Annotated in this window: 22 protein-coding genes; 4 read left to right on the top strand and 18 right to left on the bottom strand. The window is 71.1% G+C overall.

The annotated features are described in order from the left end of the window. Nucleotides 1–11: 11 nt before the first annotated feature. Nucleotides 12–728 carry an MBL fold metallo-hydrolase gene (locus ABTZ58_RS25495; RefSeq protein ID WP_309096591.1) on the bottom strand — a complete coding sequence of 239 codons (717 nt, stop codon included), beginning with the start codon at nucleotides 726–728 and terminating at the stop codon, nucleotides 12–14. 166 nt (nucleotides 729–894) lie between these two features. On the opposite strand from ABTZ58_RS25495, the gene ABTZ58_RS25500 reads away from it, so the two are divergent. Together ABTZ58_RS25500 and ABTZ58_RS25505 are read left to right on the top strand one after the other, a co-directional pair. Further along, nucleotides 895–1,740, top strand: a complete 846-nt coding sequence (locus ABTZ58_RS25500; protein WP_351361018.1) for a peptidylprolyl isomerase — start codon at nucleotides 895–897, stop codon at nucleotides 1,738–1,740. A gap of 137 nt (nucleotides 1,741–1,877) precedes the next feature. Continuing rightward, on the top strand, nucleotides 1,878–3,107 hold the full coding sequence (locus ABTZ58_RS25505; protein ID WP_351361021.1) for a DUF349 domain-containing protein: 1,230 nt from the start codon (nucleotides 1,878–1,880) through the stop codon (nucleotides 3,105–3,107). Nucleotides 3,108–3,175: 68 nt separating this feature from the next. Here the strand turns inward: ABTZ58_RS25505 and relA are convergent, their stop codons facing one another. From relA to pgsA, 15 genes are all read right to left on the bottom strand, one after another. Then, nucleotides 3,176–5,689, bottom strand: a complete 2,514-nt coding sequence (gene relA / locus ABTZ58_RS25510; RefSeq protein WP_351361024.1) for a GTP pyrophosphokinase — start codon at nucleotides 5,687–5,689, stop codon at nucleotides 3,176–3,178. A gap of 194 nt (nucleotides 5,690–5,883) precedes the next feature. Continuing rightward, a complete protein-coding gene (locus ABTZ58_RS25515; RefSeq protein WP_351361027.1) occupies nucleotides 5,884–6,423 on the bottom strand; it encodes an adenine phosphoribosyltransferase in 540 nt (179 codons plus the stop codon). After that, nucleotides 6,420–7,535 carry a protein translocase subunit SecF gene (gene secF, locus ABTZ58_RS25520; protein ID WP_351361030.1) on the bottom strand — a complete coding sequence of 372 codons (1,116 nt, stop codon included), beginning with the start codon at nucleotides 7,533–7,535 and terminating at the stop codon, nucleotides 6,420–6,422. The genes ABTZ58_RS25515 and secF overlap by 4 nt, the downstream gene beginning before the upstream one ends. Before the next feature lies 1 nt (nucleotide 7,536). Beyond that, nucleotides 7,537–9,309, bottom strand: coding sequence for a protein translocase subunit SecD (secD, locus tag ABTZ58_RS25525; protein ID WP_351361033.1), 1,773 nt, complete (start codon nucleotides 9,307–9,309; stop codon nucleotides 7,537–7,539). A 134-nt stretch (nucleotides 9,310–9,443) separates the two neighbouring features. Further along, nucleotides 9,444–9,941, bottom strand: a complete 498-nt coding sequence (yajC, locus tag ABTZ58_RS25530) for a preprotein translocase subunit YajC (protein ID WP_351361036.1) — start codon at nucleotides 9,939–9,941, stop codon at nucleotides 9,444–9,446. Nucleotides 9,942–10,127: 186 nt separating this feature from the next. Then, on the bottom strand, nucleotides 10,128–11,222 hold the full coding sequence (ruvB, locus tag ABTZ58_RS25535) for a Holliday junction branch migration DNA helicase RuvB (protein ID WP_351361038.1): 1,095 nt from the start codon (nucleotides 11,220–11,222) through the stop codon (nucleotides 10,128–10,130). Between the two features lie 24 nt (nucleotides 11,223–11,246). Next, entirely contained in the window at nucleotides 11,247–11,852 is a 606-nt protein-coding gene (gene ruvA / locus ABTZ58_RS25540; protein WP_309096582.1) for a Holliday junction branch migration protein RuvA, read from the bottom strand. Further along, a complete protein-coding gene (gene ruvC / locus ABTZ58_RS25545; protein ID WP_351361041.1) occupies nucleotides 11,849–12,412 on the bottom strand; it encodes a crossover junction endodeoxyribonuclease RuvC in 564 nt (187 codons plus the stop codon). Before ruvC ends, ruvA begins: the two co-directional genes overlap by 4 nt. A 107-nt stretch (nucleotides 12,413–12,519) precedes the next feature. Next, a complete protein-coding gene (locus ABTZ58_RS25550) occupies nucleotides 12,520–13,272 on the bottom strand; it encodes a YebC/PmpR family DNA-binding transcriptional regulator (RefSeq protein ID WP_309096580.1) in 753 nt (250 codons plus the stop codon). A 48-nt stretch (nucleotides 13,273–13,320) separates the two neighbouring features. After that, nucleotides 13,321–13,929: a pyridoxal 5'-phosphate synthase glutaminase subunit PdxT gene (pdxT, locus tag ABTZ58_RS25555; RefSeq protein WP_351361044.1), complete on the bottom strand. Its 609-nt coding sequence runs from the start codon at nucleotides 13,927–13,929 to the stop codon at nucleotides 13,321–13,323. Between the two features lie 14 nt (nucleotides 13,930–13,943). Next, nucleotides 13,944–14,849, bottom strand: coding sequence for a pyridoxal 5'-phosphate synthase lyase subunit PdxS (gene pdxS, locus ABTZ58_RS25560; RefSeq protein WP_351361047.1), 906 nt, complete (start codon nucleotides 14,847–14,849; stop codon nucleotides 13,944–13,946). A 158-nt stretch (nucleotides 14,850–15,007) separates the two neighbouring features. Next, nucleotides 15,008–15,550: a hypothetical protein gene (locus ABTZ58_RS25565; protein ID WP_351361050.1), complete on the bottom strand. Its 543-nt coding sequence runs from the start codon at nucleotides 15,548–15,550 to the stop codon at nucleotides 15,008–15,010. Nucleotides 15,551–16,275: 725 nt separating this feature from the next. After that, nucleotides 16,276–17,439, bottom strand: a complete 1,164-nt coding sequence (locus ABTZ58_RS25570) for a glycosyltransferase family 4 protein (protein ID WP_351361053.1) — start codon at nucleotides 17,437–17,439, stop codon at nucleotides 16,276–16,278. Further along, a complete protein-coding gene (locus ABTZ58_RS25575; protein WP_351361055.1) occupies nucleotides 17,436–18,344 on the bottom strand; it encodes a phosphatidylinositol mannoside acyltransferase in 909 nt (302 codons plus the stop codon). Before ABTZ58_RS25575 ends, ABTZ58_RS25570 begins: the two co-directional genes overlap by 4 nt. After that, entirely contained in the window at nucleotides 18,341–19,099 is a 759-nt protein-coding gene (gene pgsA / locus ABTZ58_RS25580; protein WP_351361312.1) for a phosphatidylinositol phosphate synthase, read from the bottom strand. The genes ABTZ58_RS25575 and pgsA overlap by 4 nt, the downstream gene beginning before the upstream one ends. A 217-nt stretch (nucleotides 19,100–19,316) precedes the next feature. On the opposite strand from pgsA, the gene ABTZ58_RS25585 reads away from it, so the two are divergent. Further along, a complete protein-coding gene (locus ABTZ58_RS25585) occupies nucleotides 19,317–21,515 on the top strand; it encodes an elongation factor G-like protein EF-G2 (RefSeq protein WP_351361058.1) in 2,199 nt (732 codons plus the stop codon). Nucleotides 21,516–21,686: 171 nt separating this feature from the next. Next, nucleotides 21,687–23,354, top strand: a complete 1,668-nt coding sequence (locus ABTZ58_RS25590) for an AbeC-like domain-containing protein (protein WP_351361061.1) — start codon at nucleotides 21,687–21,689, stop codon at nucleotides 23,352–23,354. Between the two features lie 99 nt (nucleotides 23,355–23,453). Here ABTZ58_RS25590 and ABTZ58_RS25595 read toward each other — a convergent pair whose 3' ends face one another. Together ABTZ58_RS25595 and thrS are read right to left on the bottom strand one after the other, a co-directional pair. Continuing rightward, nucleotides 23,454–24,014: an HIT family protein gene (locus tag ABTZ58_RS25595; protein ID WP_309095359.1), complete on the bottom strand. Its 561-nt coding sequence runs from the start codon at nucleotides 24,012–24,014 to the stop codon at nucleotides 23,454–23,456. Between the two features lie 67 nt (nucleotides 24,015–24,081). Next, a complete protein-coding gene (thrS, locus tag ABTZ58_RS25600; RefSeq protein ID WP_351361064.1) occupies nucleotides 24,082–26,058 on the bottom strand; it encodes a threonine--tRNA ligase in 1,977 nt (658 codons plus the stop codon).

The raw sequence follows: 26,058 nt of genomic DNA on the forward strand, positions 1-26,058 counted from the left end.
GGAAGGTCTCGTCACATTCCTCGTCGGGGAGCCTCGGCGGCGCCGTGTCCTTGGCGGTCCGCCGCCACCTGCCGCAGGTACGGGTTGGTGGCGCGCTCCTGGCCGATGGTCGTCTGGGGGCCGTGGCCGGACAGCACCACGGTCGAGTCGTCGAGCGGCAGGCACACGCGGGCCAGCGAGTCGAGGATCTCGGCCATGTCACCGCCGGGCAGGTCGGTGCGTCCGATGGAGCCGGCGAACAGCAGGTCGCCCGAGAACAGGATCGGCGGGATGTCCGCCGCCTCGGGCAGGCCGAAGGTCACCGACCCCTTGGTATGGCCCGGCGCGTGCGAGACGGTGAGTTCGAGACCCGCCAGGTGGAGCGCGGCACCATCGGTCAGCTCCTTGACGTCGTCCGGTTCGCCGATGGTCAGCTCGCCCAGCAACGGCATGCCGATCGAGCGTCCCAGCGCCTTCTCCGGGTCGCTCATCATGTACCGGTCGTCGGGGTGGATCCAGGCCGGCACGTCGTGCGCGCCGCACACCGGGACGACCGAGGCGACGTGGTCGAGGTGGCCGTGGGTAAGGACGACGGCGACGGGCTTGAGCCGGTGCTTGGCGATCGCCTCCGCGACGCCGTCGGCGGCCTGGTGGCCGGGGTCGATGATCACGCACTCCTCACCGGCGGCGGGGGCGACGAGGTAGCAATTCGTCCCCCAGGCCCCGGCGGGGAACCCGGCAATGAGCACGATCGTCCTTCGTTGTGTCGATACGGGCGGCTGCGGCTGTCGTCAGAGCCTACCGGCGCTGCCGATTCCACAGCGAACCCATATACGGTACGGGGCACACGCGGGCGGTCGGCGCACAGGCCCCACGCGTACCGGTCGACGTATCAGACGCATAGGAGAGAACCCGGTGGTCAGCCAGGAACAGCGGCGGCGTCAGCTCGCCCGGGAGAAGTACCTGCGGCAGCAGCAGCGGCGCACTGACGCACGGCGCAAGGCCCGTATCCGCAACTCCGTGATCGCCTCGGTCCTCGGTGTGGTCGTGGTGCTCTCCGTGACGGTCTTCCTGACCAAGCCGTTCGAGGACGACGGCACGAAGGAGAACGCGAACGCGGAGGTCAGCCCGAGCGCCTCCGCCAGCAAGGCGCCGGACCCGTGCGAGAAGCCCGCCCCGGGCAAGGTCAAGTCGGAGACCTGGAAGAAGGAACCGGCCATGACCATCGACGAGTCGGCGAAGTACACGATGAAGCTGGACACGACCTGCGGCGAGATAGACATCGCGCTGAAGGCGTCGGCGGCCCCGCACACCGTCAACTCGTTCAAGTTCCTCGCCGACAAGGGGTACTTCGACCACAGCAAGTGCCACCGCCTCACCGACCAGGGCATCTACGTCCTGCAGTGCGGTGACCCGCAGGGCACCGGCATGGGCGGTCCGGGCTACACGATCCCGGACGAGAACCTGAAGGACAAGAGCCTCAAGGGCGGGGTGTACCCGGCGGGCACGGTCGCGATGGCGAACCAGTACAACGCCCAGACGAAGCAGGGCCGCGACAGCGGTGGCAGCCAGTTCTTCCTGGTCTACCAGGACAGCCAGCTGCCGCCCGACTACACACCGTTCGGTACGGTGTCCGAGGCGGGCATGAAGGTGCTGCAGAAGATCGCCAAGGCCGGAGCGCAGGCTCCCGACCCTCAGACGGGCAACACGGCGCCCAACGCGACGGTCGTGATCAACAAGGCGACGGTCGGCGAATCCTGACCCCCAACTGCGTAATTTCGGTCGCGCGGGATGCGGACAGGCCCCCCGCCGGTCGCCTATGTTGGCCGTGACGAAACTGTGGACGATGCCCGGGGGAGCTCGAAAGCCCCTCGCAGGCATCATGTGGAGGAGGCGCTGTGAGCAGCGACCCGTGGGGCCGCGTCGACGAGACGGGGACCGTGTACGTGCGTACGGCCGACGGCGAGCAGGTCGTCGGTTCGTGGCAGGCAGGCTCACCCGATGAGGCGCTGGCCTATTTCGAGCGCAAGTACGAGGGCCTGGTTGTCGAGATCGGCCTCCTCGAGAAGCGAGTGAAGACCACCGACCTGTCGGCGAAGGACGCCCAGGCCGCCATCGACCACATTCGCGAACAGGTCGACGCGCATCACGCGGTGGGCGACCTGGACGCCCTGCGGGTCCGGCTGGACAAGCTCGTGGAGCTGGTGGAGGCGCGCCGCGAGGAGCGCAAGGCACAGCGCGCCAAGCAGTCCGACGAGGCCCGGCACGCCAAGGAGGCGCTGGTCGCCGAGGCGGAGGAGCTGTCGCAGTCCGACCAGTGGCGGGCGGCGGGCGAGCGGCTGCGCGCCCTGGTGGACACCTGGAAGGGTCTGCCGCGGCTGGACCGCAAGTCCGACGACGAGCTGTGGCACCGGTTCTCGCACGCGCGGTCGGCGTTCTCCAAGCGGCGCAAGCAGCACTTCGCGCAGCTGGACGCGCAGCGCGAGGAGGCCCGCAAGACCAAGGAGCGGCTGGTCGCGGAGGCCGAGGCGCTGTCGAACTCGACGGACTGGGGTGTCACGGCGGCGCGTTACCGCGAGCTGATGGCCGAGTGGAAGGCCGCGGGCCGCGCCCAGCGCGAGCACGAGGACGACCTGTGGAACCGCTTCCGCGGCGCCCAGGACGTGTTCTTCGCGGCGCGCAGCTCGGTCTTCGCCGAGCGGGACGCCGAGCAGACGGAAAACCTCAAGCTCAAGGAGGAGCTGGCCGAGGAGGCCGAGAAGCTCCTGCCGATCACGGACCTGAAGGCGGCCCGCGCCGCGTTCCGGAACGTGAACGAGCGCTGGGAGGCCATCGGCCACGTGCCGCGGGACGCCCGGCCGAAGGTCGAGGGCCGGATGCACGCCGTCGAGCGGGCCATCCAGGAGGCCGAGGAGGCCGAGTGGCGCCGCACCAACCCGGAGGCACGGGCGCGTGCGGAGGGTCTGACCGGTCAGCTCCAGGCCGCGGTGGACAAGCTGCGGGGCCAGATCGAGCAGGCCCGCGCGCAGGGCAACAACGCCCGGGCCGACAAGCTGCAGCGTGAGCTGGAGGGCCGCCAGGCACTGCTGGACCAGGCGCTGAAGGGCCTGCAGGAGTTCGGCGGCTGACAGCCGGCCGAGAAGGGGCTCCCGTACTCGCCGTACGGGAGCCCCTTTCGCTTGGCCGCTACGGCGGGTTACGTCCTGTTGCGCGCCGACGTCACCCGGTAGACGTCGTAGACGCCCTCCACGCCCCTGACCGCCTTCAGCACGTGGCCGAGGTGCTTGGGGTCGCCCATCTCGAAGGTGAAGCGGGAGGTGGCGACGCGGTCGCGGGAGGTCTGGACGGCCGCGGAGAGGATGTTCACGTGCTGGTCGGACAGCACGCGTGTGACGTCCGACAGGAGCCGGGAGCGGTCCAGGGCTTCGACCTGGATGGCGACCAGGAAGACCGAGGACTGCGTGGGCGCCCACTCGACGTCGAGGATGCGCTCGGGCTCCCGGGACAGCGAGTCCACGTTCACGCAGTCGCTGCGGTGCACCGATACGCCGCTGCCGCGGGTGACGAAGCCGATGATCGGGTCGCCTGGCACGGGCGTGCAGCAGCGGGCCAGCTTGACCCACACGTCGTCGACGCCCTTGACGACGACGCCCGGGTCGGCGCTGGAGCGGCGCTTGCGGCTGCGGCCGCGGGCCGGCGGGACCGACTCGTCGATCTCCTCGGTGGCCGCCTCCTCGCCGCCGAGGGCCTGCACCAGCTTCTGCACGATGTTCTGCGCGGAGACATGGCCCTCGCCGATCGCCGCGTACAGCGCGGAGATGTCGGCGTAGCGCATCTCGTGCGCGAGGGTCACCAGGGAGTCGCCGGTCAGGATGCGCTGGATCGGCAGGTTCTGCTTGCGCATGGCGCGGACGATGGCGTCCTTGCCCTGCTCGATCGCCTCGTCGCGGCGTTCCTTGGAGAACCAGGCGCGGATCTTGTTGCGGGCGCGCGGTGACTTGACGAAGCCGAGCCAGTCGCGGGAGGGCCCGGCGCCGGGTGCCTTGGAGGTGAAGACCTCCACGAGGTCGCCGTTGTCGAGGGTGGACTCCAGCGGGACCAGACGGCCGTTGACGCGGGCGCCTATCGTGCGGTGGCCGACCTCGGTGTGCACGGCGTACGCGAAGTCCACGGGGGTGGCGCCCGCGGGGAGCGCTATGACGTCGCCCTTGGGGGTGAAGACGAAGACCTCGTTGCGGGACAGGTCGAAGCGCAGGGACTCCAGGAACTCGCCCGGGTCCTCGGTCTCCTTCTGCCAGTCCAGCAGCTGCCGCAGCCACGCCATGTCGTTGATGGCGTCCTTGTCCTTGCCGGACGACTTGGGCGCGTCCGTGCGCACCTTGGAGGCGCCGGCGACGGCCTCCTGCTTGTACTTCCAGTGCGCGGCGATGCCGTACTCGGCGCGGCGGTGCATGTCGAACGTGCGGATCTGCAGCTCGACGGGCTTGCCGCCGGGGCCGATGACCGTGGTGTGCAGCGACTGGTACATGTTGAACTTGGGCATCGCGATGTAGTCCTTGAACCGGCCGGGGACCGGGTTCCATCGCGCGTGCACCGTGCCGAGGGCCGCGTAGCAGTCGCGGACGGTGTCCACGAGGACGCGGATGCCCACCAGGTCGTAGATCTCCGCGAAGTCACGGCCGCGGACGATCATCTTCTGGTAGACGCTGTAGTAGTGCTTCGGACGGCCGGTGACGGTCGCCTTGATGCGGGCCGCCCGCAGGTCCTGCTGGACCTCGTCGGTGACGATGGCCAGGTACTCGTCGCGCTTGGGCGCGCGCTCGGCCACCAGCCGGACGATCTCGTCGTACATCTTGGGGTAGAGGATCGCGAAGGCGAGGTCCTCCAGCTCCCACTTGATGGTGTTCATGCCCAGGCGGTGGGCGAGCGGCGCGTAGATCTCCAGGGTCTCGCGCGCCTTCTTCTCCTGCTTCTCGCGCTTGAGGTAGCGCATGGTGCGCATGTTGTGCAGGCGGTCGGCGAGCTTGATGACCAGGACGCGGGGGTCTTTGGCCATGGCGACGACCATCTTGCGCACGGTCTCGGCCTGCGCGGCCTCGCCGAACTTGACCTTGTCGAGCTTGGTGACGCCGTCGACGAGCAGGGTGACGACGTCGCCAAAATCGCGGCGCAGGTCCTCCAGGCCGTACTCGGTGTCCTCGACCGTGTCGTGCAGCAGGCCCGCCATCAGCGTGGCCGGATCCATGCCCAGTTCGGCGAGGATGGTCGTGACGGCGAGGGGGTGCGTGATGTACGGGTCGCCGCTCTTGCGCTTCTGGCCGCGGTGCCAGCGCTCGGCGACCTGGTAGGCGCGCTCGATCTGGCGGAGCGTGGCGGTCTCGATCTTGGGGTCGTTGCTGCGCACTATCCGCAGCAGCGGCTCCAGCACCGGGTTGTACGGGTTCGCGCGCTGTACGCCGAGGCGGGCCAGGCGGGCACGGACGCGGTTGGAGGAGCCACTGCGGGCCGGCTGACCGGAAGCCTGCCGCACCGGCGGGGCGGGCTTGGGGCGCGCCTGCTCGGCGGGCTTGTCGACCGGGGCCGACTGGGCGTGCTCGACCGGCCCGCGGGTGTCGTTCTTCGCGTGGGGCGCGTTCGGCGCGGGCTTCGCCGCGGCTGCCGAGGCGGACTCGGGCTTGGCGGCGGTCAGGTGCTGGGCCTCGTCTGGCAAGAGGGCTCCTCGTGCGCGATCCGGGTCCCCCGGTCAGGCTCCGGAGACCCCATGGTAGCCATCCTGGGCCTCAGGATCGCCTTCAGGCCACTGTGAGTGCCGTCTACCCGGGAAACACAAGAGGCGGGCTCCGGATTCCTCCGGGCCCGCCTCCGCGATGTCCTGCCGGTGTACGCCGCTGTGCGTCAGCGTTCCTAGACCGTGAGCAGCGCTTCGAGCGGGGCGCCGGCGAGGGCCGGTTCCAGGCGGGCGCGGCCGCCGAGGAAGCCGAGCTCCATCAGCACGGCGAGACCCGCGACCTCGGCGCCGGCCCGGCGGATGAGCTGGACCGAGGCCTCGGCGGTGCCGCCGGTGGCCAGGACGTCGTCGACGACCAGGACGCGGTCGTCGGCGCTGAGGTCCTCGGCGTGCACCTCGATCTCCGCCGAGCCGTACTCCAGGTCGTAGGCCTGGGCGAGGGTGGCTCCGGGGAGCTTGCCCGCCTTGCGCACGGGGATGAAGCCGAGTCCGGCGCGGACGGCGACCGGTGCGCCGAGGATGAAGCCGCGGGCCTCCAGGCCGACGACCTTGGTGGCACCGGTGCGCTGGGCGATCTCGGCGAGCGCGTCGGTGAGGGCCGTGAACGCCGCCGGGTCCGCCAGGAGCGGGGTGATGTCCTTGAACATCACGCCCGGCTCCGGGTAGTCGGCCACGTCCCTGATGCGGCTGAGCAGCAGCTCCCTGATGTCCGTCATCGGCGCTTCCCGGAGGGACGGCCGCGGCCGCGACCGCGCGACGCGGGCTGGTTGCGCGGGCCGACGACCGCGGGAGCGGCGTCGTCCTCGGGCTCACCGGCGTACGGCTCGTCGTCGTGGACCTCGGTCTCGCCCTTGGCGGCGGCCTGGGCGCGCTTGGCCAGGACGCGCTTCCTCAGGGCCTTCATCTGCGGCTCGCGCTCCTTGAGGTCGGCGACGAGCGGCGTGGCGATGAAGATCGAGGAGTACGCACCGGCGGCGAGGCCGACGAACAGGGACAGCGAGATGTCGTTCAGCATGCCGGCGCCGAGCACACCGCCACCGATGAACAGCAGGCCCGCCACCGGCAGCAGTGCGACGACCGTGGTGTTGACGGAGCGGACCAGGGTGCTGTTGATCGACCGGTTGGCGACGTCGCTGTAGGTCCAGCGGGTCTGCTTGGTGAGGTCCTTCGTCTGTTCCTTGAGGCTGTCGAAGACCACGACCGTGTCGTAGAGCGAGTAGCCGAGGATGGTCAGCAGGCCGATCACCGTGCCCGGTGTGACCTCGAAGCCGACCAGGGCGTAGATGCCGACCGTGATCGTGATGTCGTGGATCAGGGCGACGAACGCCGCGACCGCCATTCTCCACTCGAAAGCGATCGCCAGATAGAGCACCACGAGGACCAGGAAGATGCCGAGGCCCTGCCAGGCCTTGTTGGCGATCTGCTCACCCCAGCTGGGGCCGACCAGTTCGGCGTTGATCTGCTCCGGGTCGATCTTGAGGTCGTCGGCGAGGGTGTTCTTGATCTTGTTCGCGGCGCCGGTGTCGATGCCGGCGACCTGGATGCGCAGGCTGCCGTCGCCGAGCTTCTGGACGATCGCGTCGTGGCCGGAGGCCTCTTCCGCGTAACTCTCGGCCTGGGTCACCGAAGCGGCGGTGTTCTTCGGGGTGTTGAAGACGGCGCCGCCCTGGAACTCGATGCCCATGTTCAGGCCGCGGACCGCCAGGCCGACGATGGCCGTGATGGTGATCAGGATGGACAGGCCGTACCAGATCTTGCGGTTCTTGACGAAGTCGTAGCCGACCTCGCCACGGTGCAGTCGGGCGCCGAGGTTGCCGAGTTTCGACATCTCAGGCCTCCTTGGGGTCGACGGGGGCGGCGGGGCGGCGGGTGCGGCGCAGCGGCGGCTGGGCACCCAGGCTCTTCGGGTCGAGGCCGGACCACTTGTGGCCGCCTGCGAAGAACGGGCGGCGGGCCATCAGCGTCAGCAGCGGCTTGGTGAACAGAAACACCACGACCACGTCGAGCAGGGTGGTCAGGCCGAGCGTGAACGCGAAGCCCTGGACCTTGCCGACGGTGACGATGAAGAGCACCGCGGCGGCGAGGAACGACACGAAGTCGGAGACCAGGATGGTGCGCCGGGCGCGCGGCCAGGCCCGCTCGACGGCGGGGCGCAGGGAGCGGCCCTCGCGGATCTCGTCACGGACGCGTTCGAAGTACACGATGAACGAGTCCGCCGTGATGCCGATGGCGACGATGGCGCCGCAGACGGCCGGGAGGTTCAGCGCGAAGCCGATGGTCGGGCCGAGCAGCGACATGATCGTGTAGGTCAGGGCGGCCGAGACCAGCAGCGAGAGGATCGCGATGAAGGACAGGCCGCGATAGTAGGCCAGCAGGTAGATGACGACCAGCGCGAGACCGATGGCGCCGGCGATCAGGCCGGCCTGCAGCTGGTCACCGCCCAGCGCGGCGGTCACGGTGGTCATGCTGTCGACCTTGAAGGTCAGCGGCAGCGCGCCGTACGTCAGCATGTTGGCCAGTTCCTGGGCCGACTGCTGGTTGAAGTTGCCGGAGATCTCGGCGTTGCCGCCGGTCAGTGCCTGGCGGACGTACGGGTCGGAGACCACGTCACCGTCGAGGACGATCGCGAACTGGTTCTGCGGCGACTGGTTCTGCGCCAGCTTGCCGGTGATGTCCGCGAACTTCTTGGCGCCGCCGTCCGTGAAGTCCATCGTGACGGTCCAGCCCGCACCGGTCTGGGTGTTCAGGACGGCCTGGGCCTTGTCCACGTCCGTGCCGTCGACCTCGGCCGGGCCGAGGATGTACTTCTGCCACTGGCCCTGCGCGTTCTGGCCGCAGGCCAGCGTCGGGTCGGAGGCCTTGGCGGTGTCACCGACGGTGGAGCGGGTCTTCTCGTCGGTGCAGTCGAGCTTGGCGTACTGCTCCTGGAGCTTGCCCGCGGCCGCTTCGGCGGTGCCTCCGCTCGCGGACGGGGAGGGGCTGGACGTCGCCTTGTCCGAGGCGCTCGCGGACGGCGTGGCGTCGGCCTTGAGCGCGTCCGTGACCGCACGGCCCTGCGTGGTGGGAGAGGCGGACGGGGATCCGGATCCCTTGTCGGTGGCCTCCGGCTTGTCGCTGGCCTTGCCGGACGGCTGGCCCGAGGGGCTGCCCGAAGGACTGCCGGTGGGGCTCGGCGACGGGACCGTGCCGCCGCCGGAGACTTCGGTGGCGAGGACCGGGCGGAAGTAGAGCTTGGCGGTGGTGCCGACCTGCTTGCGGGCCTGCTCCGAGTTGGTGCCCTTGGGAATGTTGACGATGATGTTTTCCCGGCCCTGCGTCTGGACCTCGGACTCGGAGACGCCCAGACCATTGACACGGCGCTCCATGATGGAGACTGCGGTGTCCATGTTGGTCTTGTTGATCGCCGACTCGTTGCCCGCCTCGGGGACCGCGCGGAGCGTGATGCTCGTGCCGCCGGCCAGGTCGATGCCGAGGCGCGGGGTCGTGTGCCCCGAGGCGAACATTCCACCGGTGAGCGCCGCGATGGCGATCAGGATCAGGGCCAGCGAGCGCCCCGGCTTGCTCTGGGCGCTCGCGCTCCGGCCCTTTTTAGGTGTGGCCACCTTCTCGTACTCCCTCTCGGGCCGCCTCGCTCCGGGTCGGCGGACGGGCGGCCATGACATGGTGTCGGGATTCCGTGCGAGCTATGGCGTGTCCCGGGGCGCACGGGACCCCGCCCGCGCACCCCGGGACACGACTACTTCGCCTCGGAGTCGCCGTCGGTCTTCTTCGGCTCCGCGTCCGTCTTCGCCTCCCCGGCCGGGGCCTGGTCGGCCGGTTCGCCGGCCGTGTCCTTCTTGCCGAGGTCGACGGCCTTGTCGTCAGCGGGGGCGTCGGTGACGGAGTCGCCGGTCCCGGTGAGGGAGGAGGCGTCGTCCGGGACGAGGTCGGCGTCGGACTTGAGGTCGTGCTCGATGCCGTGGACGATGCGGTTGTACTCGTCGTCGGTGAGGACGGCACCGATGGCGTTCTTGGCGAACAGGAGCTCGACGCCCGGCCCGGCGTCGAGGAGGACGGTGTCCTCGTTGACCTCCTTGACCGTGGCGTACATGCCCCCGATGGTGCGGACACCGCTGCCGGGCTGCATTTGGTTCCGCATCTCCACGGCCTGCTGCTGCTTCTTCTTGGCCGATCGGGTCATCAGGAACATGGCCCCGATGAGCACGATGAACGGGAGGAGGGTCAGGAGACTCACGGGTCGGTACTTCCTTCACACGACCGCGCTGTGAGCGGCCAGATGGGTTGGGGGTGTGTACGCCGCCGACAAAGGCGGCATCGGCGGAGTCTAAGCGAGTCCGCGCGCATGGAACAACGCTCAGCATGGCACCGGGGTTCCTGCTCCGGCCACTGTCCTCGCCGACCCGGAGCGGTGACGGCGCCGTCACGCCCCGAACAGGTCCTGTTGTCCGTTTCCGGCGGTCTGGGAGCGGGGCGGGGTGAGGCCGAGGTGCGCCCAGGCGGCGGGGGTGGCGACCCGGCCGCGCGGGGTGCGGGCGAGCAGTCCCTCCCGTACGAGGAAGGGTTCGGCGACCTCTTCCACGGTCTCACGCTCCTCCCCCACCGCGACAGCGAGCGTGGACAGCCCGACGGGGCCGCCGCCGAAGAGTTTGAGCAGGGCCTCCAGCACGGCCCGGTCGAGGCGGTCGAGGCCGCGTGCGTCCACCTCGTAGACGGCGAGGGCGGCCGCTGCGATGTCCCGCGTGATCCGGCCGTCGGCCTTGACCTGCGCGTAGTCGCGGACGCGGCGCAGCAGGCGGTTGGCGATGCGGGGGGTGCCGCGGGAGCGGCCGGCGATCTCCGCTGCGCCCGCCGGGTCGATCTCCACGTCCAGGAGGTTCGCCGAACGGTGCACGACCCGCTCCAGTTCGGCCGGTTCGTAGAACTCCATGTGCGCCGTGAAGCCGAAGCGGTCGCGCAGCGGGGGCGGCAGCAGGCCGGCGCGGGTGGTGGCGCCGACCAGGGTGAAGGGGGGCAGCTCCAGCGGGATGGCCGTGGCACCGGGGCCCTTGCCGACGATGACGTCGACGCGGAAGTCCTCCATCGCCATGTACAGCATCTCCTCGGCGGGCCGGGACATGCGGTGGATCTCGTCGAGGAAGAGGACCTCGCCCTCCTGAAGGGAGGAGAGGATCGCGGCGAGGTCGCCGGCGTGCTGGATGGCGGGCCCGGACGTGATGCGGATCGGGGCGCCCATCTCGGCCGCGATGATCATCGACAGGGTGGTCTTGCCGAGGCCGGGGGCGCCGGAGAGCAGCACGTGGTCGGCGGTGGCCCCGCGCGCGCGTGCGGCGCGCAGGACGAGGTCGAGCTGTTCGCGGACCTTCTCCTGGCCGATGAACTCGCCCAGGTCCTTGGGGCGCAGGGCGGCCTCGACGGCCTGGTCCTCACGGTCGGCGACGGAGTCCACCAGCCGCTCCTCGGCGGGCCCGGCGAGCGGCTCGGTGGCCTCGGCGTCGGTCGTGTCGTCCCAGTTCATGTGATGTGCCTCGGGGGGTGGGGGTCAGCGGGCGCGGTTGAGGGTCTGGAGGGCCGCCTTCAGCAGCCGGCCGACCTGGGGCGTGCCCTCGGCGGCCTCGGCCTGCGGGGCCACGGCGGCGACGGCCTCGTCGGCCTCGCGGGTCGCGTACCCGAGGCCGATGAGGGCGGCGTGCAGCTGGTCGCGCCAGCCGGTGCTGACCGGGGCGCCGACGGCGGGGGCGCCGACCGGGGCGCCGAGCCGGTCCTTCAGCTCCAGCAGCAGTTTCTGGGCGCCCTTCTTGCCGATGCCGGGGACGGCCGTGAGGGCCTTCTCGTCGCCGGTGGAGACGGCCCGGCGCAGGGCGTCGGGGGTGTGCACGGCGAGCATGGCCTGGGCGAGCCGCGGTCCCACGCCGCTCGCGGTCTGCAACAGCTCGAAGACCTGCCGCTCGTCGTCGTCGGCGAAGCCGTAGAGGGTGAGGGAGTCCTCGCGCACGACCAGGGACGTGTGGAGCTTGGCCGGCCGGCCCACGCGGAGCGTGGAGAGCGTGTTGGGCGTGCACTGGACGGCCATGCCGACGCCGCCGACCTCGACGACCGCGGCGTCCGGGGCGAGGGCGGCCACTGTGCCGCTGACGAAGGCGATCATGCCGTACGGCCTTTCGGTGCTGGGGTCGTTGCCGTGGCCGGCGTTGTGGCGGTGTGCCGGGCGACGGCCTGCTGGAGCCGGTTCCGCGCGGGGGCGCGCCAGATGTGGCAGATGGCGAGGGCGAGGGCGTCGGCCGCGTCGGCGGGCTTGGGCGGTGCGCTGAGCCGGAGCAGCCGGGTCACCATGGCGCCCACCTGGGCCTTGTCGGCCCGGCCGCTGCCGGTGACGGCGGCCTTGACCTCACTGGGGGTGTGCAGTGCGACGGGGATCCCACGACGGGCGGCGCAGAGCATGGCGACGGCACTGGCCTGGGCCGTGCCCATCACCGTGCGGACGTTGTGCTGGCTGAAGACGCGCTCCACCGCGACGAACTCGGGGCGGTGCTCGTCGAGCCACTGCTCGATGCCCTGCTCGACGGCGACGAGGCGGTGGCCGAGGTCCGCCTCGGCGGGCGTGCGGACGACACCGACGCCGATCATCGTGAGCGGCCGTCCGGCGACTCCCTCGACGACGCCCACTCCGCACCGGGTCAGTCCCGGGTCCACCCCCAGTACGCGCACGCGCAACTCCCTTTCGCTCACCTGTTTGTGCAGGCTATCGGGTGCCACCGACAACGCGACGGGCCGACGGGGTGTGTCCCGTCGGCCCGTTGGAACTCCTGCGCGGGTCAGGCGTCGACCTTCTCCATGACCTCGTCGCTGACGTCGAAGTTGGCGAAGACGTTCTGCACGTCGTCGCTGTCCTCCAGCGCGTCGATCAGCTTGAAGATCTTCTTGGCGCCCTCCTCGTCCAGCTCGACCTGCATGGTCGGGACGAAGTTGGCGTCGGCGGAGTCGTAGTCGATGCCGGCGTCCTGGAGGGCGGTGCGGACCGCGACCAGGTCGGTGGCCTCGCTGATGACCTCGAAGCTCTCGCCGAGGTCGTTGACCTCCTCGGCACCGGCGTCCAGGACGGCGCCGAGGACGTCGTCCTCGGTCAGCTCACCCTTGGGGACGATGACGACGCCCTTGCGGTTGAACAGGTACGACACCGAGCCCGGGTCGGCCATGGAACCGCCGTTGCGGGTCATGGCGACGCGGACCTCGGAGGCGGCGCGGTTGCGGTTGTCGGTGAGGCACTCGATGAGCACCGCGACACCGTTCGGGCCGTAGCCCTCGTACATGATCGTCTCGTAGTCGGCGCCGCCGGCCTCCAGGCCCGCGCCGCGCTTGACCGCGGAGTCGATGTTCTTGTTGGGGACCGACGACTTCTTCGCCTTCTGGATGGCGTCGTAAAGCGTCGGGTTGCCCTCGGGGTCGGCGCCGCCCATCCGGGCCGCCACCTCGATGTTCTTGATCAGCTTCGCGAAGAGCTTGCCGCGCTTGGCATCGATGACGGCCTTCTTGTGCTTCGTCGTGGCCCATTTAGAGTGGCCGGACATCTGCCTGTCTCCTTCGCGTAACCCATCTCAGCAACGAACGCAGGAATCCTACAAGGAGTCGGCTGTCCGGTTCGCCCTCACCATGGCGACGAACAGGGCGTGCACCCGGTGGTCTCCGGTCAGCTCCGGGTGGAACGACGTGGCCAGCGCGCTGCCCTGGCGGACGGCGACGATGTGGCCCTCGTGCTCGGCGAGCACCTCGGCGGCGGCGCCGACGGACTCGACCCAGGGGGCCCGGATGAAGACGCCCTCCACGGGGTCGCCCTCGACGCCCTTGACGTCGACGGCCGCCTCGAAGGACTCGTTCTGCCGGCCGAAGGCGTTGCGGCGCACGATCATGTCGATGCCGCCGACGGTCTCCTGGCCCGAGCGCGGGTCGAGGATCTTGTCCGCGAGCATGATCATGCCGGCGCAGGTGCCGTAGACGGGCATGCCGTCGCGCACGCGCGCGCGGAGCGGCTCCATCACGCCGAACAGCACGGCCAGCTTCGAGATGGTCGTGGACTCGCCGCCGGGGATGACCAGGCCGTCCACCTCGGCGAGTTCCTCGGGGCGCCGCACCGGCCTGGCCACGGCGTCGGCCGCGGCCAGGGCCACGAGGTGCTCCCGTACGTCGCCCTGGAGGGCCAGGACGCCGATCACAGGTGCTTCGGTCATGTCTCTGATGTGCCTTACCAGCCGCGGTTGGCGTAGCGCTCGGTCTCGGGGAGGGTGTCGCAGTTGATGCCGACCATGGCCTCGCCGAGGTTGCGGGAGGCGTCCGCGATGATCTTCGGGTCGTCGTAGAAGGTGGTGGCCTTCACGATGGCGGCGGCGCGCTTGGCCGGGTCGCCGGACTTGAAGATGCCGGAGCCGACGAAGACGCCCTCGGCGCCGAGCTGGCGCATCAGGGCCGCGTCGGCCGGGGTGGCGACGCCACCGGCGGAGAAGAGGACCACCGGGAGCTTGCCCAGCTCGGCGACCTCCTTGACCAGCTCGTACGGGGCGCGCAGCTCCTTGGCGGCGGCGTACAGCTCGTGGTTGTCGTAGCCGCGCAGGCGGGCGATCTCGTTCTTGATCTGGCGCAGGTGGCGCACGGCCTCGACGACGTTGCCGGTGCCGGCCTCGCCCTTGGAGCGGATCATCGCGGCGCCCTCGGCGATGCGGCGCAGGGCCTCGCCCAGGTTGGTGGCGCCGCAGACGAAGGGGGTGGTGAAGGCCCACTTGTCGGAGTGGTTGACCTCGTCGGCCGGGGTGAGGACCTCGGACTCGTCGATGTAGTCGACGCCGAGGGACTGCAGCACCTGGGCCTCGACGAAGTGGCCGATGCGGGACTTGGCCATGACCGGGATGGAGACGGCCTCGATGATGCCCTCGATCATGTCCGGGTCGGACATGCGGGCCACGCCGCCGTCCTTGCGGATGTCGGCCGGGACCCGCTCCAGGGCCATGACGGCGACGGCTCCCGCGTCCTCGGCGATCTTCGCCTGCTCAGGCGTGACGACGTCCATGATGACGCCGCCCTTGAGCTGCTCGGCCATGCCGCGCTTCACACGGGCGGTGCCGGTCTCGGGAGCCTGGTTTTCGGAGATGGACACGGGTGACCTCACTGATGGGAAAGAGGGTTTTCTGCAGCACCGAGGAAACGTGAGGGAAGCAGGCCACATCAAGGGCCAATGGGGACGCCGTGGATCCTTTTCGGTGGGGTGGGCGGAAAACGGCTGGTGAACGGGGCGGTGTGCCGGCGCCGGCCGGGCTAACCGGCCCGGTCCACCAGGGCCGCGGGAGGTTCGTCGTCCATCTCGAAGGCCATCGGGAAGGGCGCGTGACCGGCCAGGCGGAACCAGCGCACCTTGCGGTGCCGGCGCAGGGCCCGGGCCGCGCGTACGGCGTCGTTGTGGAAGCGCCGGGCCATCGGGACCCTGCGGACCGCCTCGGTGAGCTCCCGGGCCGCCTCCTCTCCCCCGGGCGCGCCGCGCACCGCCTCCACCTGGGCCACCTCCCCGAACACGGCCCGCAGCGCCTGGCTCAGCTCGCTCTCGGCGACCTCCCGCTGTTCCTCCTCGGCCTGGCGGGCAGCGTGCGCGGCTTCGTACAGGACGATCGAGGCGGCCGGGTCCAGCACGCCGGAGGTGGCCAGTTCCTGCGCGACGGAGGCACGGCGGAGCAGTTGCGCGTCGAGCGCGGCGCGGGCGGCGTCGATGCGGGCGTGCAGCCGGTCCAGCCGCCCGGCCGTCCAGCTCAGGTACAGGCCGATCGCCACGAGGGCGACGAGGATCCAGATGAGGGTTGCGGTCACGGGCCAAGAGGCTACCGGGGCGCTCCGCTGGGTCGGCCGGGTGCGGTGCCGGGGTGGCCCGGGCCTTGCGGGGCGGGGGTTTGCGCCCCCCGGCCCCCGCAGTCCGCCGAACTGCCTCGCGCCTCGGACGCCGCCCCCGCAGTCCGCCGAACTGCCTCGCGCCTCGGACGCCGCCCCCGCAGTCCGCCGAACTGCCTCGCGCCTCGGACGCCGGACGGGCTGAGTACGCCGCCGTCCGGCTGGAAGGCAGTCTCCGGGCTGTGGCGCTGGGGCCCCGCCGTGCGCCCCGTGACGCTCCTGGGTCCGCTGTGCGAACCCTGCCGCCCCGGGGCCGCTGTGCGCCCGTGCCGCTCGGGGCGCGCAGTGGGTCTCGTACCGCTCGGGGCGCGCAGTGGGTCTCGTACCGCTCGGGGCCCGCTGCGTGTCCCGCGCCGCCCGGACCCGGTGTGCATCCCGCGCCGCTCGAATCCCGCTGTGCGTCCCGCGCCGCCGAGCCCCGTGTGCATCGCGTGCCGCCGGGGCCCCGCTGTGCGTCCAGTGCCGCTTGGACCCAGCGCCCGGGCCCGCTCCGCATCCCGTGCCGCCCGGCAGCCGCGGCGAACCTCGGTCGAGCGGAGCCACCCGGCGGCGCACCACAACGCCCGTCGTCAGCGGCGCCTTCCCCGCAACTCCGCTCCGGCAGGGCTCTCAGTGGCCCTGTGCGGAAGCGCGCCGGTCGACCGGGGTCAGTCCCGTGTCAGGCCCAACCGGCCCCACCACCCCGTGGTCCGTTCGTCCTCGGCCACCGCTGCCGCGCCTGCCGTCACCGTCTCGTAGACGGAGAGGATGTCCGCGCCGACGGTCGACCAGTCGAAGCGGCGCACGTGGGCGCTGCCCCGGTCGCGCAGTTCCGCGCGCCGCTCGGGGTCGTCCAGGAGGCGCAGGGCCGCGTCGGCGAGGGCGTCGGCGTCCTCGTTGGGGAAGAGCTCACCGGCCGCTCCCCGGTCCAGGACCTGGGCGAAGGCGTCCAGGTCGGAGGCGAGGACGGGCGCCCCGGCGGACATGGCCTCGACGAGGATGATGCCGAAACTCTCGCCGCCGGTGTTGGGCGCGACGTACAGGTCGACGCTGCGCAGGAAGCGGGCCTTGTCCTCGTCGCTGATCATGCCGAGGAACTCCACGCGGGGGCGCAGCTCGACGGGCAGGGACTCCACCGCCTCCTTCTCGTCGCCGCGCCCGGCGACCAGCAGCCGGGTCTGCGGCCGGGCGGCGAGGATCTTCGGCAGGGCCCTCATGAGCACCGGCAGGCCCTTGCGGGGCTCGTCGATGCGCCCGATGAAGCCGATCGTGTCGCCCTGCCACTCGGCCTTGGGCTCGGCCTCGGCGAAGAAGCCGACGTCGACACCGTTGGGGATCACCACCGCGTCCCCGCCGAGGTGCTCCACGAGCGTGCGCCGGGCGTACTCGCTCACCGCGATCCGGGCGCTGATCTTCTCCAGGGCGGCCTGGAGGATCGAGTAGGCGGCGATCATCGCTCGGGAGCGCGGGTTGGACGTGTGGAAGGTCGCCACGATCGGGCCCTGGGCCGCCCAGCAGGCCAGCAGGCCCAGCGACGGCGAGGTCGGCTCGTGGATGTGGATCACGTCGAACGCGCCGTCGTGCAGCCAGCGCCGGACCCGCGCCGCGCTCAGGAAGCCGAAGTTCAGCCGGGCCACCGAGCCGTTGTACGGCACCGGCACCGCGCGCCCGGCGGAGACGACGTACGGCGGCAGCGGGGTGTCGTCGTCGGCCGGGGCCAGGACGGACACCTCGTGGCCGAGGCGGAGGAAGTACTCGGCGAGGTCGCGGATGTGGAACTGGACCCCGCCCGGCACGTCCCAGGAGTAGGGGCAGACGATGCCGATCCTCACGCGCGCCCCTTCGCGGGGTCGAGGTCCGCGAGCCACAGGCGCTGCAGCATGTGCCAGTCCTCCGGATGGTCGGCGATCCCGGTGGCGAAGGCGTCGGCCAGCGCCTGTGTCATGACGGACGTCTTCTCGGCGCGCGTGCCTGACTCGGGCACCTCGACCGGCGGATGGACCTGGCCGCGCATCACGGGCGAGTCGTCGTACCAGAGGGTGGCGGGCAGCAGCAGAGCGCCCGTGTGCTGGGCGAGCAGGGCCGGTCCGGCCGGCATCCGGGCCGTGTCGCCGAAGAAGCCGACCTCGACGCCCGAGGCGGACAGATCACGGTCGGCGACCAGGCACACCAGGCCGCCGTCGCGCAGCCGCCGGGCCAGGGTGCCGAAGGCGCTGCCGCCGCTGTGCGGCAGGACCTCCATGCCGAGGCCCTCGCGGTAGGCGACGAACCGGTCGTAGAGCGTCTCGGGCTTCAGGCGCTCGGCGACCGTGGTGAACGGGATGCCGAGGTGCGTGGTGACCCAGGCCCCGGCGAGGTCCCAGTTGGCCAGGTGCGGCAGGGCGAGGATCACGCCCTTGCCGGCGGCCATGCCCTCGGTCAGGTGGTGCAGGTCCTTGACGTCGACGCCCGCCCGGATGCGCTCCTCGCTCCAGGCGGGGAGGCGGAAGGACTCCATCCAGTAGCGCAGATACGACCGCATGCCCGCACGGGACAGCTCGGCGAGGCGCTCGGGGCTCGCGTCGGGCACCACGCGCGCGTAGTTGCTCTCCAGGCGCCGTACGCCCTTGCCGCGCTGCTTCCAGGCGGCGTCGGCGATGGTGCGCCCGAGCGTCACGGCGACCGGCTCGGGGAGCTTCTTGACCGTGCTCCAGCCGAGGCCGTACAGCGCGTCCGTCAGCCGGTCCCGGGCGCTCACGTGGCCGCCCCGCTCCCGTGTGAGGCGTTGTGCTGCCCGCCGTCATCGTCCTGCGCGGCGGCGGCCGCCTCCTCGGCCTCGGCGGACTCCCTGCGGACCGTGACGACCCGCTGGATCAGCGTGACGAGGCTGCCCACGGCGACGATCCACAGGGCGATGGGCAGCAGGTACTGGATGCCGGGGACGCCGAACGCGTGCAGGCCCGCCAGGCCCGCCGCGACCAGGGAGATCACCAGCCGCTCGGCGCGCTCGACGAGCCCGTTGACCGCGACCGGCAGGCCGATCGACTCGCCGCGGGCCTTGGTGTACGACACCACCTGCCCGCTGGCCAGGCAGAAGATCGAGACGGCGCACAGCACCAGGTCGTCGCCGCCGCCGGCGTACCAGAGGATGAAGCCGCCGAAGATCGCGCCGTCGGCGACCCGGTCGAGCGTGGAGTCGAGGAAGGCGCCCCAACGGCTGGAGCGGCCCAGCTGGCGGGCCATGTTGCCGTCGACGAGGTCGGAGAACACGAACAGCGTGATCACGACCGTGCCCCAGAAGAACTCGCCCATGGGATAGAAGACCAGCGCGCCCGCGACCACCCCGGCGGTGCCGATGAGCGTGACGGTGTCCGGGCTCACGCCCCGGCGGATCAGAAACGCGGCGAACGGTGTGAGGACACGCGTGAAGAATGCACGCGCGTACTTGTTCAGCATGGCCTTCCCGAGGGTCGGTGTCGCCGTCTGGCCCCTGCTGGCCACCGGCTGGCCCATCGTAGCCACGCGCGCGTGGCGGCGAGGGACGGGCACCCGGACCCCTTTCGGGGGAACCCGCGAGGCCCCGGCGGGCGGCGGGGCGACGTCGTTCGTATGGACGCACCGTGACGACAGTGGGAAGGTCGAAAGACCGCGGGCGTCGCCGGAGCCGCACCGCACGCGGCTCCGGCTGTCCGCGCCCCCAGTGACCTCACCGTGCACGGGAGGCAGGATCATGGGCGACAAGGCACAGACACACCCCGGAGCCGCCGGCAGGGCACAGGCGGCCGACCACCCCCAGTCCGTACGGAATGTGGTGCTGGTCGGCCACTCCGGATCGGGCAAGACGACCTTGGTGGAGGCCCTCGCGCTGACCGCGGGGGCGGTGAACCGGGCGGGCCGCGTGGAGGACGGCGGCACCGTCTCCGACTACGACGAGATCGAGCACCGGCAGCAGCGCTCGGTACAGCTCTCCCTGGTGCCCGTCGAGTGGGACGGCATCAAGGTCAATCTCCTCGACACCCCCGGATACGCCGACTTCGTCGGTGAGCTCAGGGCCGGTCTGCGGGCGGCGGACGCGGCCCTCTTCGTCGTCTCGGCCTCCGACGGCGTGGACGGCTCGACGCGCATGGTGTGGGAGGAGTGCGCGGCCGTGGGCATGCCCCGGGCCATCGTCGTCACGCACCTGGAGGCGGCGCGCGCCGACTTCGGGGAGATGACCAGGATCTGCGCGGAGGCCTTCGGCGCGGACGACCCCGACGCGGTCCTGCCGCTCTACCTGCCGCTGCACGGCCCGCAGGCGCCCGACGGGCACGCGCCCGTGACCGGGCTGATCGGGCTGCTGTCGCAGAAGCTGTTCGACTACTCGACCGGTGAGCGCAAGGAGTCGGAGCCGGGCGAGGACCAGCTGCCGCTGATCGAGGAGGCCCGCAACCGGCTGATCGAGGGGATCATCTCGGAGAGCGAGGACGAGACCCTCATGGACCGCTACCTCGGCGGGGAGCCGGTCGACGTCAAGGCCCTGATCGACGACCTGGAGCGGGCCGTGGCGCGCGGGGTCTTCTTCCCGGTCCTGGCCGCCGCCCCCGCGGCCGAGGGCGCCCGGCAGGGGCTCGGCACGGTGGAGCTGCTGGAGCTGATCACCGGTGGCTTCCCGACCCCGCTGGAGCACGAGACCGTGCGGGTCACGACGATCGACGGCGAGCCGCGCGAGCTCAAGCCCTGCGATCCGGACGCGCCGCTCGTCGCGGAGGTCGTGAAGACGTCCTCGGACCCCTACGTGGGCCGGCTGTCGCTGATCCGCGTCTTCTCCGGCACCCTGCGCGCCGACCAGACGGTCCACGTCTCCGGGCACGGGCTGGCCGACCGGGGCCACGAGGACCATGACGTCGACGAGCGGATCGGCGCTCTGTCCACGCCGTTCGGCAAACAGCAGCGCCCGGTGTCGCACGTCATCGCCGGCGACCTGGCGTGCGTGGCCAAGCTGAGCCGCGCCGAGACCGGCGACACCCTGTCCGCCAAGGACGATCCGCTGCTCATGGAGCCGTGGCAGATGCCCGACCCGCTGCTGCCGCTGGCCATCCAGGCGCACAGCAAACCGGACGAGGACAAGCTGTCGCAGGGGCTGGCCCGGCTGGTGGCCGAGGACCCGACCATGCGGCTCGAGCAGAACCAGGACACCCACCAGGTGGTCCTGTGGTGCCTGGGCGAGGCGCACGCGGACGTGGCCCTGGAGCGGCTGCGCAGCCGCTACGGCGTCCAGGTCGACGTCGTCCCGCACCGGGTGTCGCTGCGTGAGACGTTCGCGACCGGGGCGGCCGGGCGGGGCCGGCACGTCAAGCAGTCCGGCGGGCACGGCCAGTTCGCCATCTGTGAGATCGAGGTCGAGCCGCTGCCGGGCGGCTCCGGCATCGAGTTCGTGGACAAGGTCGTCGGCGGCGCGGTGCCCCGGCAGTTCATCCCGTCGGTGGAGAAGGGCGTACGGGCCCAGGCCGCCAAGGGGGTCGCCGCCGGGCATCCGCTGATCGACGTGCGCGTGACGCTGCTGGACGGCAAGGCGCACTCGGTGGACTCCTCCGACGCCGCGTTCCAGACGGCCGGGGCGCTGGCGCTGCGGGAGGCCGCGGCCGACGCGAAGATCCATCTGCTGGAGCCGGTGGCCGAGGTGTCGGTGCTGGTCGGCGACGACTTCGTGGGCGCCGTGATGAGCGACCTGTCGGGCCGGCGCGGCCGCGTGCTGGGCACCGAGCAGACACCGGGCGGGCGCACCGTGATCCGGGCCGAGGTGCCGGAGATCGAGATCGGCCGCTACGTGATCGACCTGCGGTCGATGACCCACGGCACGGCCCGCTTCAGCCGCCGCTACGCGCGCCACGAGCCGATGCCGCAGCAGGTCGCGGACCGGGTGCGCGAAGAGGCGCGCGGGGCCTCGTAGTTGGCGCCCCGGCGCCTCCAAGTGCCCCCCTGAGGGCTCCGTTCCGGGTCGGCGGGCGGCTTGCGGGCCGCCCGCCGACGGCCGCCGGTGCGTGCCGATACGCTGATGACCTGATCAACAGGTGTGCGGAGCGCGGAAGTCGGGAAGGCCGCAGATGCAGATGCGGCAGCGATGGGGGCGGCAGTGACGGACGGATTCGACTTCAGTCCCGGGGCCCAGGTGCCCGTGGCGGGCGCGAGCGGCCAGACGGCGGCGACCTACGCGCTGGCCGCGGCGGCATACCGGGACGATGAGGTCACCAAGATCCTCAGCGCCGACAACGAGTGGCACCAGTCGAAGGTGACACCGCCGCGCCCCTGGGCGAAGATCTTCCGCCCCCGGTTCGGTGAGGCCTTCTCCCGCGCGATCATCGACCGCATGCTGGGAGCCGGGCGCAAGCCGGTCATCCAGTCCTTCGGCATCGAGCCGCAGGTCGTGGTGGAGCACTGCCTGGCGGCCCACCGCATCCGCCGCGACCGCGACAACATGCTCTCGGCGATCACGGTGATCTGCGGGGTGCTCTTCCTGCCCGGCTTCCTGGTGTGGCTGCTGGTGTTCACCCTGCGCACCACCATGGCCAAGCGGGAGGACAAGCGCGCCGGCGCCCTCGCCACGACGCTGTTGATCGCCGTGGGCGCGCTCGCGGTGCTGTTCCTGCTGCGCATGCCGTTCACCGGATTCTGGGGGTGGTACGGACGCCTGGCGATCGTCATGCCGGTGGTCGGCTGGTTCTGGGCCAAGCAGATCTGCGAGCGCACGGCCCGCGACCTGCGCGATCGCTGGTCGAGCCTGCTGTCCGGCGGTGGCGTCGGCGCCAAGATCCCCGAAGCGGTGCCGGGCACGCCGGGCGACGCGGCCGAGCAGGTCCGCAAGGAGCTGGCCCGGCTCGCCGCCGAGCAGCGCTCCAACTCGGCCTTCTACGCCGGTCCCAAGGGCATCCTCGGCATGGGCACGCGCTGGGGCAGCTGGCAGCTGGCCGAGGAGCTGGTCTCCGCCGAGCCGGGCAAGGACTTCCACCCCTTCCGCAGCTGGGACGTCATCGTGGCGATCCAGGGCGGCCTGGGCATGCTGGAACGCACGTCCATCAACACCGGTGGCTTCCCCAAGCCGACCATCACGCACTGGGTCGTCACGCCGATCGGTGAGAAGGCGACGGAGGTGTCCCGGCCGAGCGGCACGGACGTCGACGCGTACACGGTGCGCACGCACGCCGTACAGGAGATCTGCAACAAGCAGCAGTTCGGCAGCGGCGACCGGCACTACCTGGGCGTGCAGTGGACGCTATGGGACGGCCACCTGGTGATCACGATGCTGATCACGGTGACCGTGCTGCACGACACGCTGCGCATCGAGGTCACCGGCCACGCCCTGGGCCCGGTCAACCCCCTGTTCAACGAGAAGCCCGCGGCCAGGGAGAAGACGGTGCAGAAGGCACTCCGTTTCTGGGAGACCCGCACCGTGAAGCTCCCGCTGATCGACGCCGACGAGGTGGTCCGGCTGGCCGCGCGGGCCCCGCTGACCTGGTACCCCCCGCTGCTGAACTGGCTCGGCGGGAGCCTGACGCTGCCCGAGCCGTTCGGTCTGCGGCACGCGTGGGCGGACCAGCCGTGGCGGCACCGGTTCATGGCGGACGACGCGCTGCGGGCGGCGACGCCGGTGCTGCGGGTGGTGCACGCCGCCGCGCTGAAGGTGCTGCGGGAGAACGGCGTGAACGTGGAGAAGTTCGGGGCGCGGTCGGCGGCGCTCAGCGGGGCGGTGCAGGAGGCTTCGCCGAAGAAGGCGGACGTGTACGACGCGTAGTCGATCGTCAGCGGGTCCCGGGGGCCGCGCCCCCGGACCCCCCTCGGCCCGCACGGCCTCGTCCGCGAGCGCCGGACGGGCTGACAGGAACCGCCGGGCTCAGGTGCTCGGCCACGCCTCCGCCAGCATCTTCCGCGTGTCGGCGAGCAGCTGCGGCAGCACCCGCGTGTGCCCCACCACCGGCATGAAGTTCGTGTCCCCGCCCCACCGCGGCACGATGTGCTGGTGCAGGTGCGCCGCGATGCCCGCGCCGGCGACCGAGCCCTGGTTCATGCCGATGTTGAAGCCGTGCGCGCCGGAGGCGGTGCGCAGGGCCGTCATCGCCTGCTTGGTGAGTTCGCCCAGCTCGGCGGTCTCGGCGGCCGTCAGGTCGGTGTAGTCGGCGACGTGCCGGTAGGGCACGGTCATCAGGTGCCCGCCGTTGTACGGGTAGAGGTTGAGCACCGCGTAGACCTGTTCGCCGCGGCGGACGACGAGGCCGTCCTCGTCGGACTTGGCCGGGATCGAGCAGAAGGGGCAGCCGTCGCCGGCGCCCGGGCCGGTCGGCTTGTTCTCCCCCTGGATGTAGGCCATCCGATGGGGCGTCCACAGACGCTGGAACGCGTCCTGCGTCCCCACTCCCAGCTGCTGCTCCGGCTCACTCGTCATGCAGTGCAGCATATGGCGTCGAGCTGGGGGGACGGCAAAGGCCCCCGGGATCGCCCCCGGGGGCCCGCGCGCCGTGCGATCAGACCTGCGCGCGCTCCTCGACGACCTTCTGGATCTTCGCGATGGCCTCGTCGAAGGGGATGCCGTTCTCCTGCGAGCCGTCGCGGTAGCGGAAGGACACCGAGCCCTGGGACATGTCCTCGTCGCCCGCGATGACCATGAAGGGCACCTTCTGCTTCTGGGCGTTGCGGATCTTCTTCTGCATCCGGTCGGAGGAGGAGTCGACCTCGACCCGCAGGCCCTGCTTCCTGGCGGCCGCGGCGAACTTCTCCAGGTACTCGACGTGCGCGTCGCCGATCGGGATGCCGAGCGCCTGGACCGGGGCCAGCCAGGCCGGGAAGGCGCCCGCGTAGTGCTCCAGGAGCACCGCGAAGAAGCGCTCGATCGAGCCGAACAGGGCGCGGTGGATCATGACCGGGCGCTGCTTGGAGCCGTCGGCGGAGGTGTACTCCAGGTCGAAGCGCTCCGGCAGGTTGAAGTCGAGCTGGATGGTCGACATCTGCCAGGTGCGGCCGATGGCGTCCTTGGCCTGGACGGAGATCTTCGGCCCGTAGAAGGCGGCGCCGCCCGGGTCCGGGACGAGGGGCAGGCCCTGCTTCTCGGCGACCTGGCGCAGCGTCTCGGTCGCCTCCTCCCAGGCCTCGTCGGAGCCGACGAACTTCTCCGGGTCCTTGGTGGACAGCTCCAGGTAGAAGTCGGTCAGGCCGTAGTCGCGCAGCAGCTCCAGCACGAACGTGAGCAGCTTGTCGAGCTCCTCGGACATCTGCTCGCGCGTGCAGTAGATGTGCGCGTCGTCCTGGGTGAAGCCGCGGGCCCGGGTCAGGCCGTGCACCACGCCCGACTTCTCGTACCGGTACACGGTCCCGAACTCGAACAGGCGCAGCGGCAGTTCGCGGTAGGAGCGGCCGCGCGCGTCGAAGATCAGGTTGTGCATCGGGCAGTTCATGGGCTTGAGGTAGTAGTCCACGCCCTCGTCGAGCTGCATGGGCGGGTACATGCCGTCGGCGTACCAGTCCAGGTGGCCCGAGGTCTCGAAGAGCTTCCCCTTCGTGGCGTGCGGGGTGTAGACGAACTCGTAACCCGCCTCCTCGTGCCGCTTGCGCGAGTAGTCCTCCATGACCCGGCGGATGATGCCGCCCTTGGGGTGGAAGACGGCGAGGCCGGAGCCGATCTGCTCCGGGATGGAGAACAGGTCCAGCTCGCTGCCCAGCTTGCGGTGGTCGCGCTTCTCGGCCTCGGCGAGGAACTCCAGGTGCGCCTTCAGCTCGTCCTTGGTCGGCCAGGCGGTGCCGTAGATGCGCTGGAGCATCGGGTTCTTCTCGCTGCCGCGCCAGTAGGCGGCCGCGTTGCGCATCAGCTTGAACGCCGGGATGTTCCGGGTGGTGGGCAGGTGGGGACCGCGGCAGAGGTCCTTCCAGCACAGCTCGCCGGTCTTGGCGTCCAGGTTGTCGTAGATCGTCAGCTCGCCGGCGCCGACCTCGACGTCCGCTCCGTCGTCGGAGGAGGCGGAGCCCTTCAGGCCGATCAGCTCCAGCTTGTACGGCTCGCCTGCCAGCTCCTCGCGGGCGGCCTCGTCGGTGACCACGCGGCGGGAGAAGCGCTGCCCGCGCTTCTGGATCTCCTGCATCTTCTTCTCGATGGCCTTGAGATCCTCGGGCGTGAACGGCTTCTCGACGTCGAAGTCGTAGTAGAAGCCGTCCTTGACGGGCGGGCCGATGCCGAGCTTGGCCTCGGGGAAGAGCTCCTGCACGGCCTGCGCCATGACGTGCGCGGTGGAGTGGCGCAGGATGTTCAGACCGTCCTCGGAGGCGATCTCGACGCCCTCGACCTCGTCGCCGTCCGACAGCGCGTACGACAGGTCCTTGAGCTCGCCTGCCACGCGCGCGGCGATGATCGAGCGCTCGCCGGCGAAGAGCTCGGCGGCCGTAGTGCCCGTCGTCACCACGCGTTCTTCCCGCTCGGAATCGCGTTGGATGATCACACGGACGTCTGACAC

The sequence above is a fragment of the Streptomyces sp. NPDC094143 genome (genome assembly GCF_040303825.1).
GTDB lineage: Bacteria > Actinomycetota > Actinomycetes > Streptomycetales > Streptomycetaceae > Streptomyces.

Coding starts and splice junctions, on each gene's coding strand:
- pdxT (WP_351361044.1), bottom strand. CDS start 13,929: ATGACCGAAGCACCTGTGATCGGCGTCCTGGCCCTCCAGGGCGACGTA.
- pgsA (WP_351361312.1), bottom strand. CDS start 19,099: ATGGGCCAGCCGGTGGCCAGCAGGGGCCAGACGGCGACACCGACCCTC.
- ABTZ58_RS25595 (WP_309095359.1), bottom strand. CDS start 24,014: ATGCTGCACTGCATGACGAGTGAGCCGGAGCAGCAGCTGGGAGTGGGG.
- ABTZ58_RS25515 (WP_351361027.1), bottom strand. CDS start 6,423: ATGACGGACATCAGGGAGCTGCTGCTCAGCCGCATCAGGGACGTGGCC.
- ruvB (WP_351361038.1), bottom strand. CDS start 11,222: ATGAACTGGGACGACACGACCGACGCCGAGGCCACCGAGCCGCTCGCC.
- ruvA (WP_309096582.1), bottom strand. CDS start 11,852: ATGATCGCCTTCGTCAGCGGCACAGTGGCCGCCCTCGCCCCGGACGCC.
- secF (WP_351361030.1), bottom strand. CDS start 7,535: ATGTCGAAACTCGGCAACCTCGGCGCCCGACTGCACCGTGGCGAGGTC.
- ABTZ58_RS25550 (WP_309096580.1), bottom strand. CDS start 13,272: ATGTCCGGCCACTCTAAATGGGCCACGACGAAGCACAAGAAGGCCGTC.
- ABTZ58_RS25585 (WP_351361058.1), top strand. CDS start 19,317: ATGGGCGACAAGGCACAGACACACCCCGGAGCCGCCGGCAGGGCACAG.
- ABTZ58_RS25590 (WP_351361061.1), top strand. CDS start 21,687: ATGGGGGCGGCAGTGACGGACGGATTCGACTTCAGTCCCGGGGCCCAG.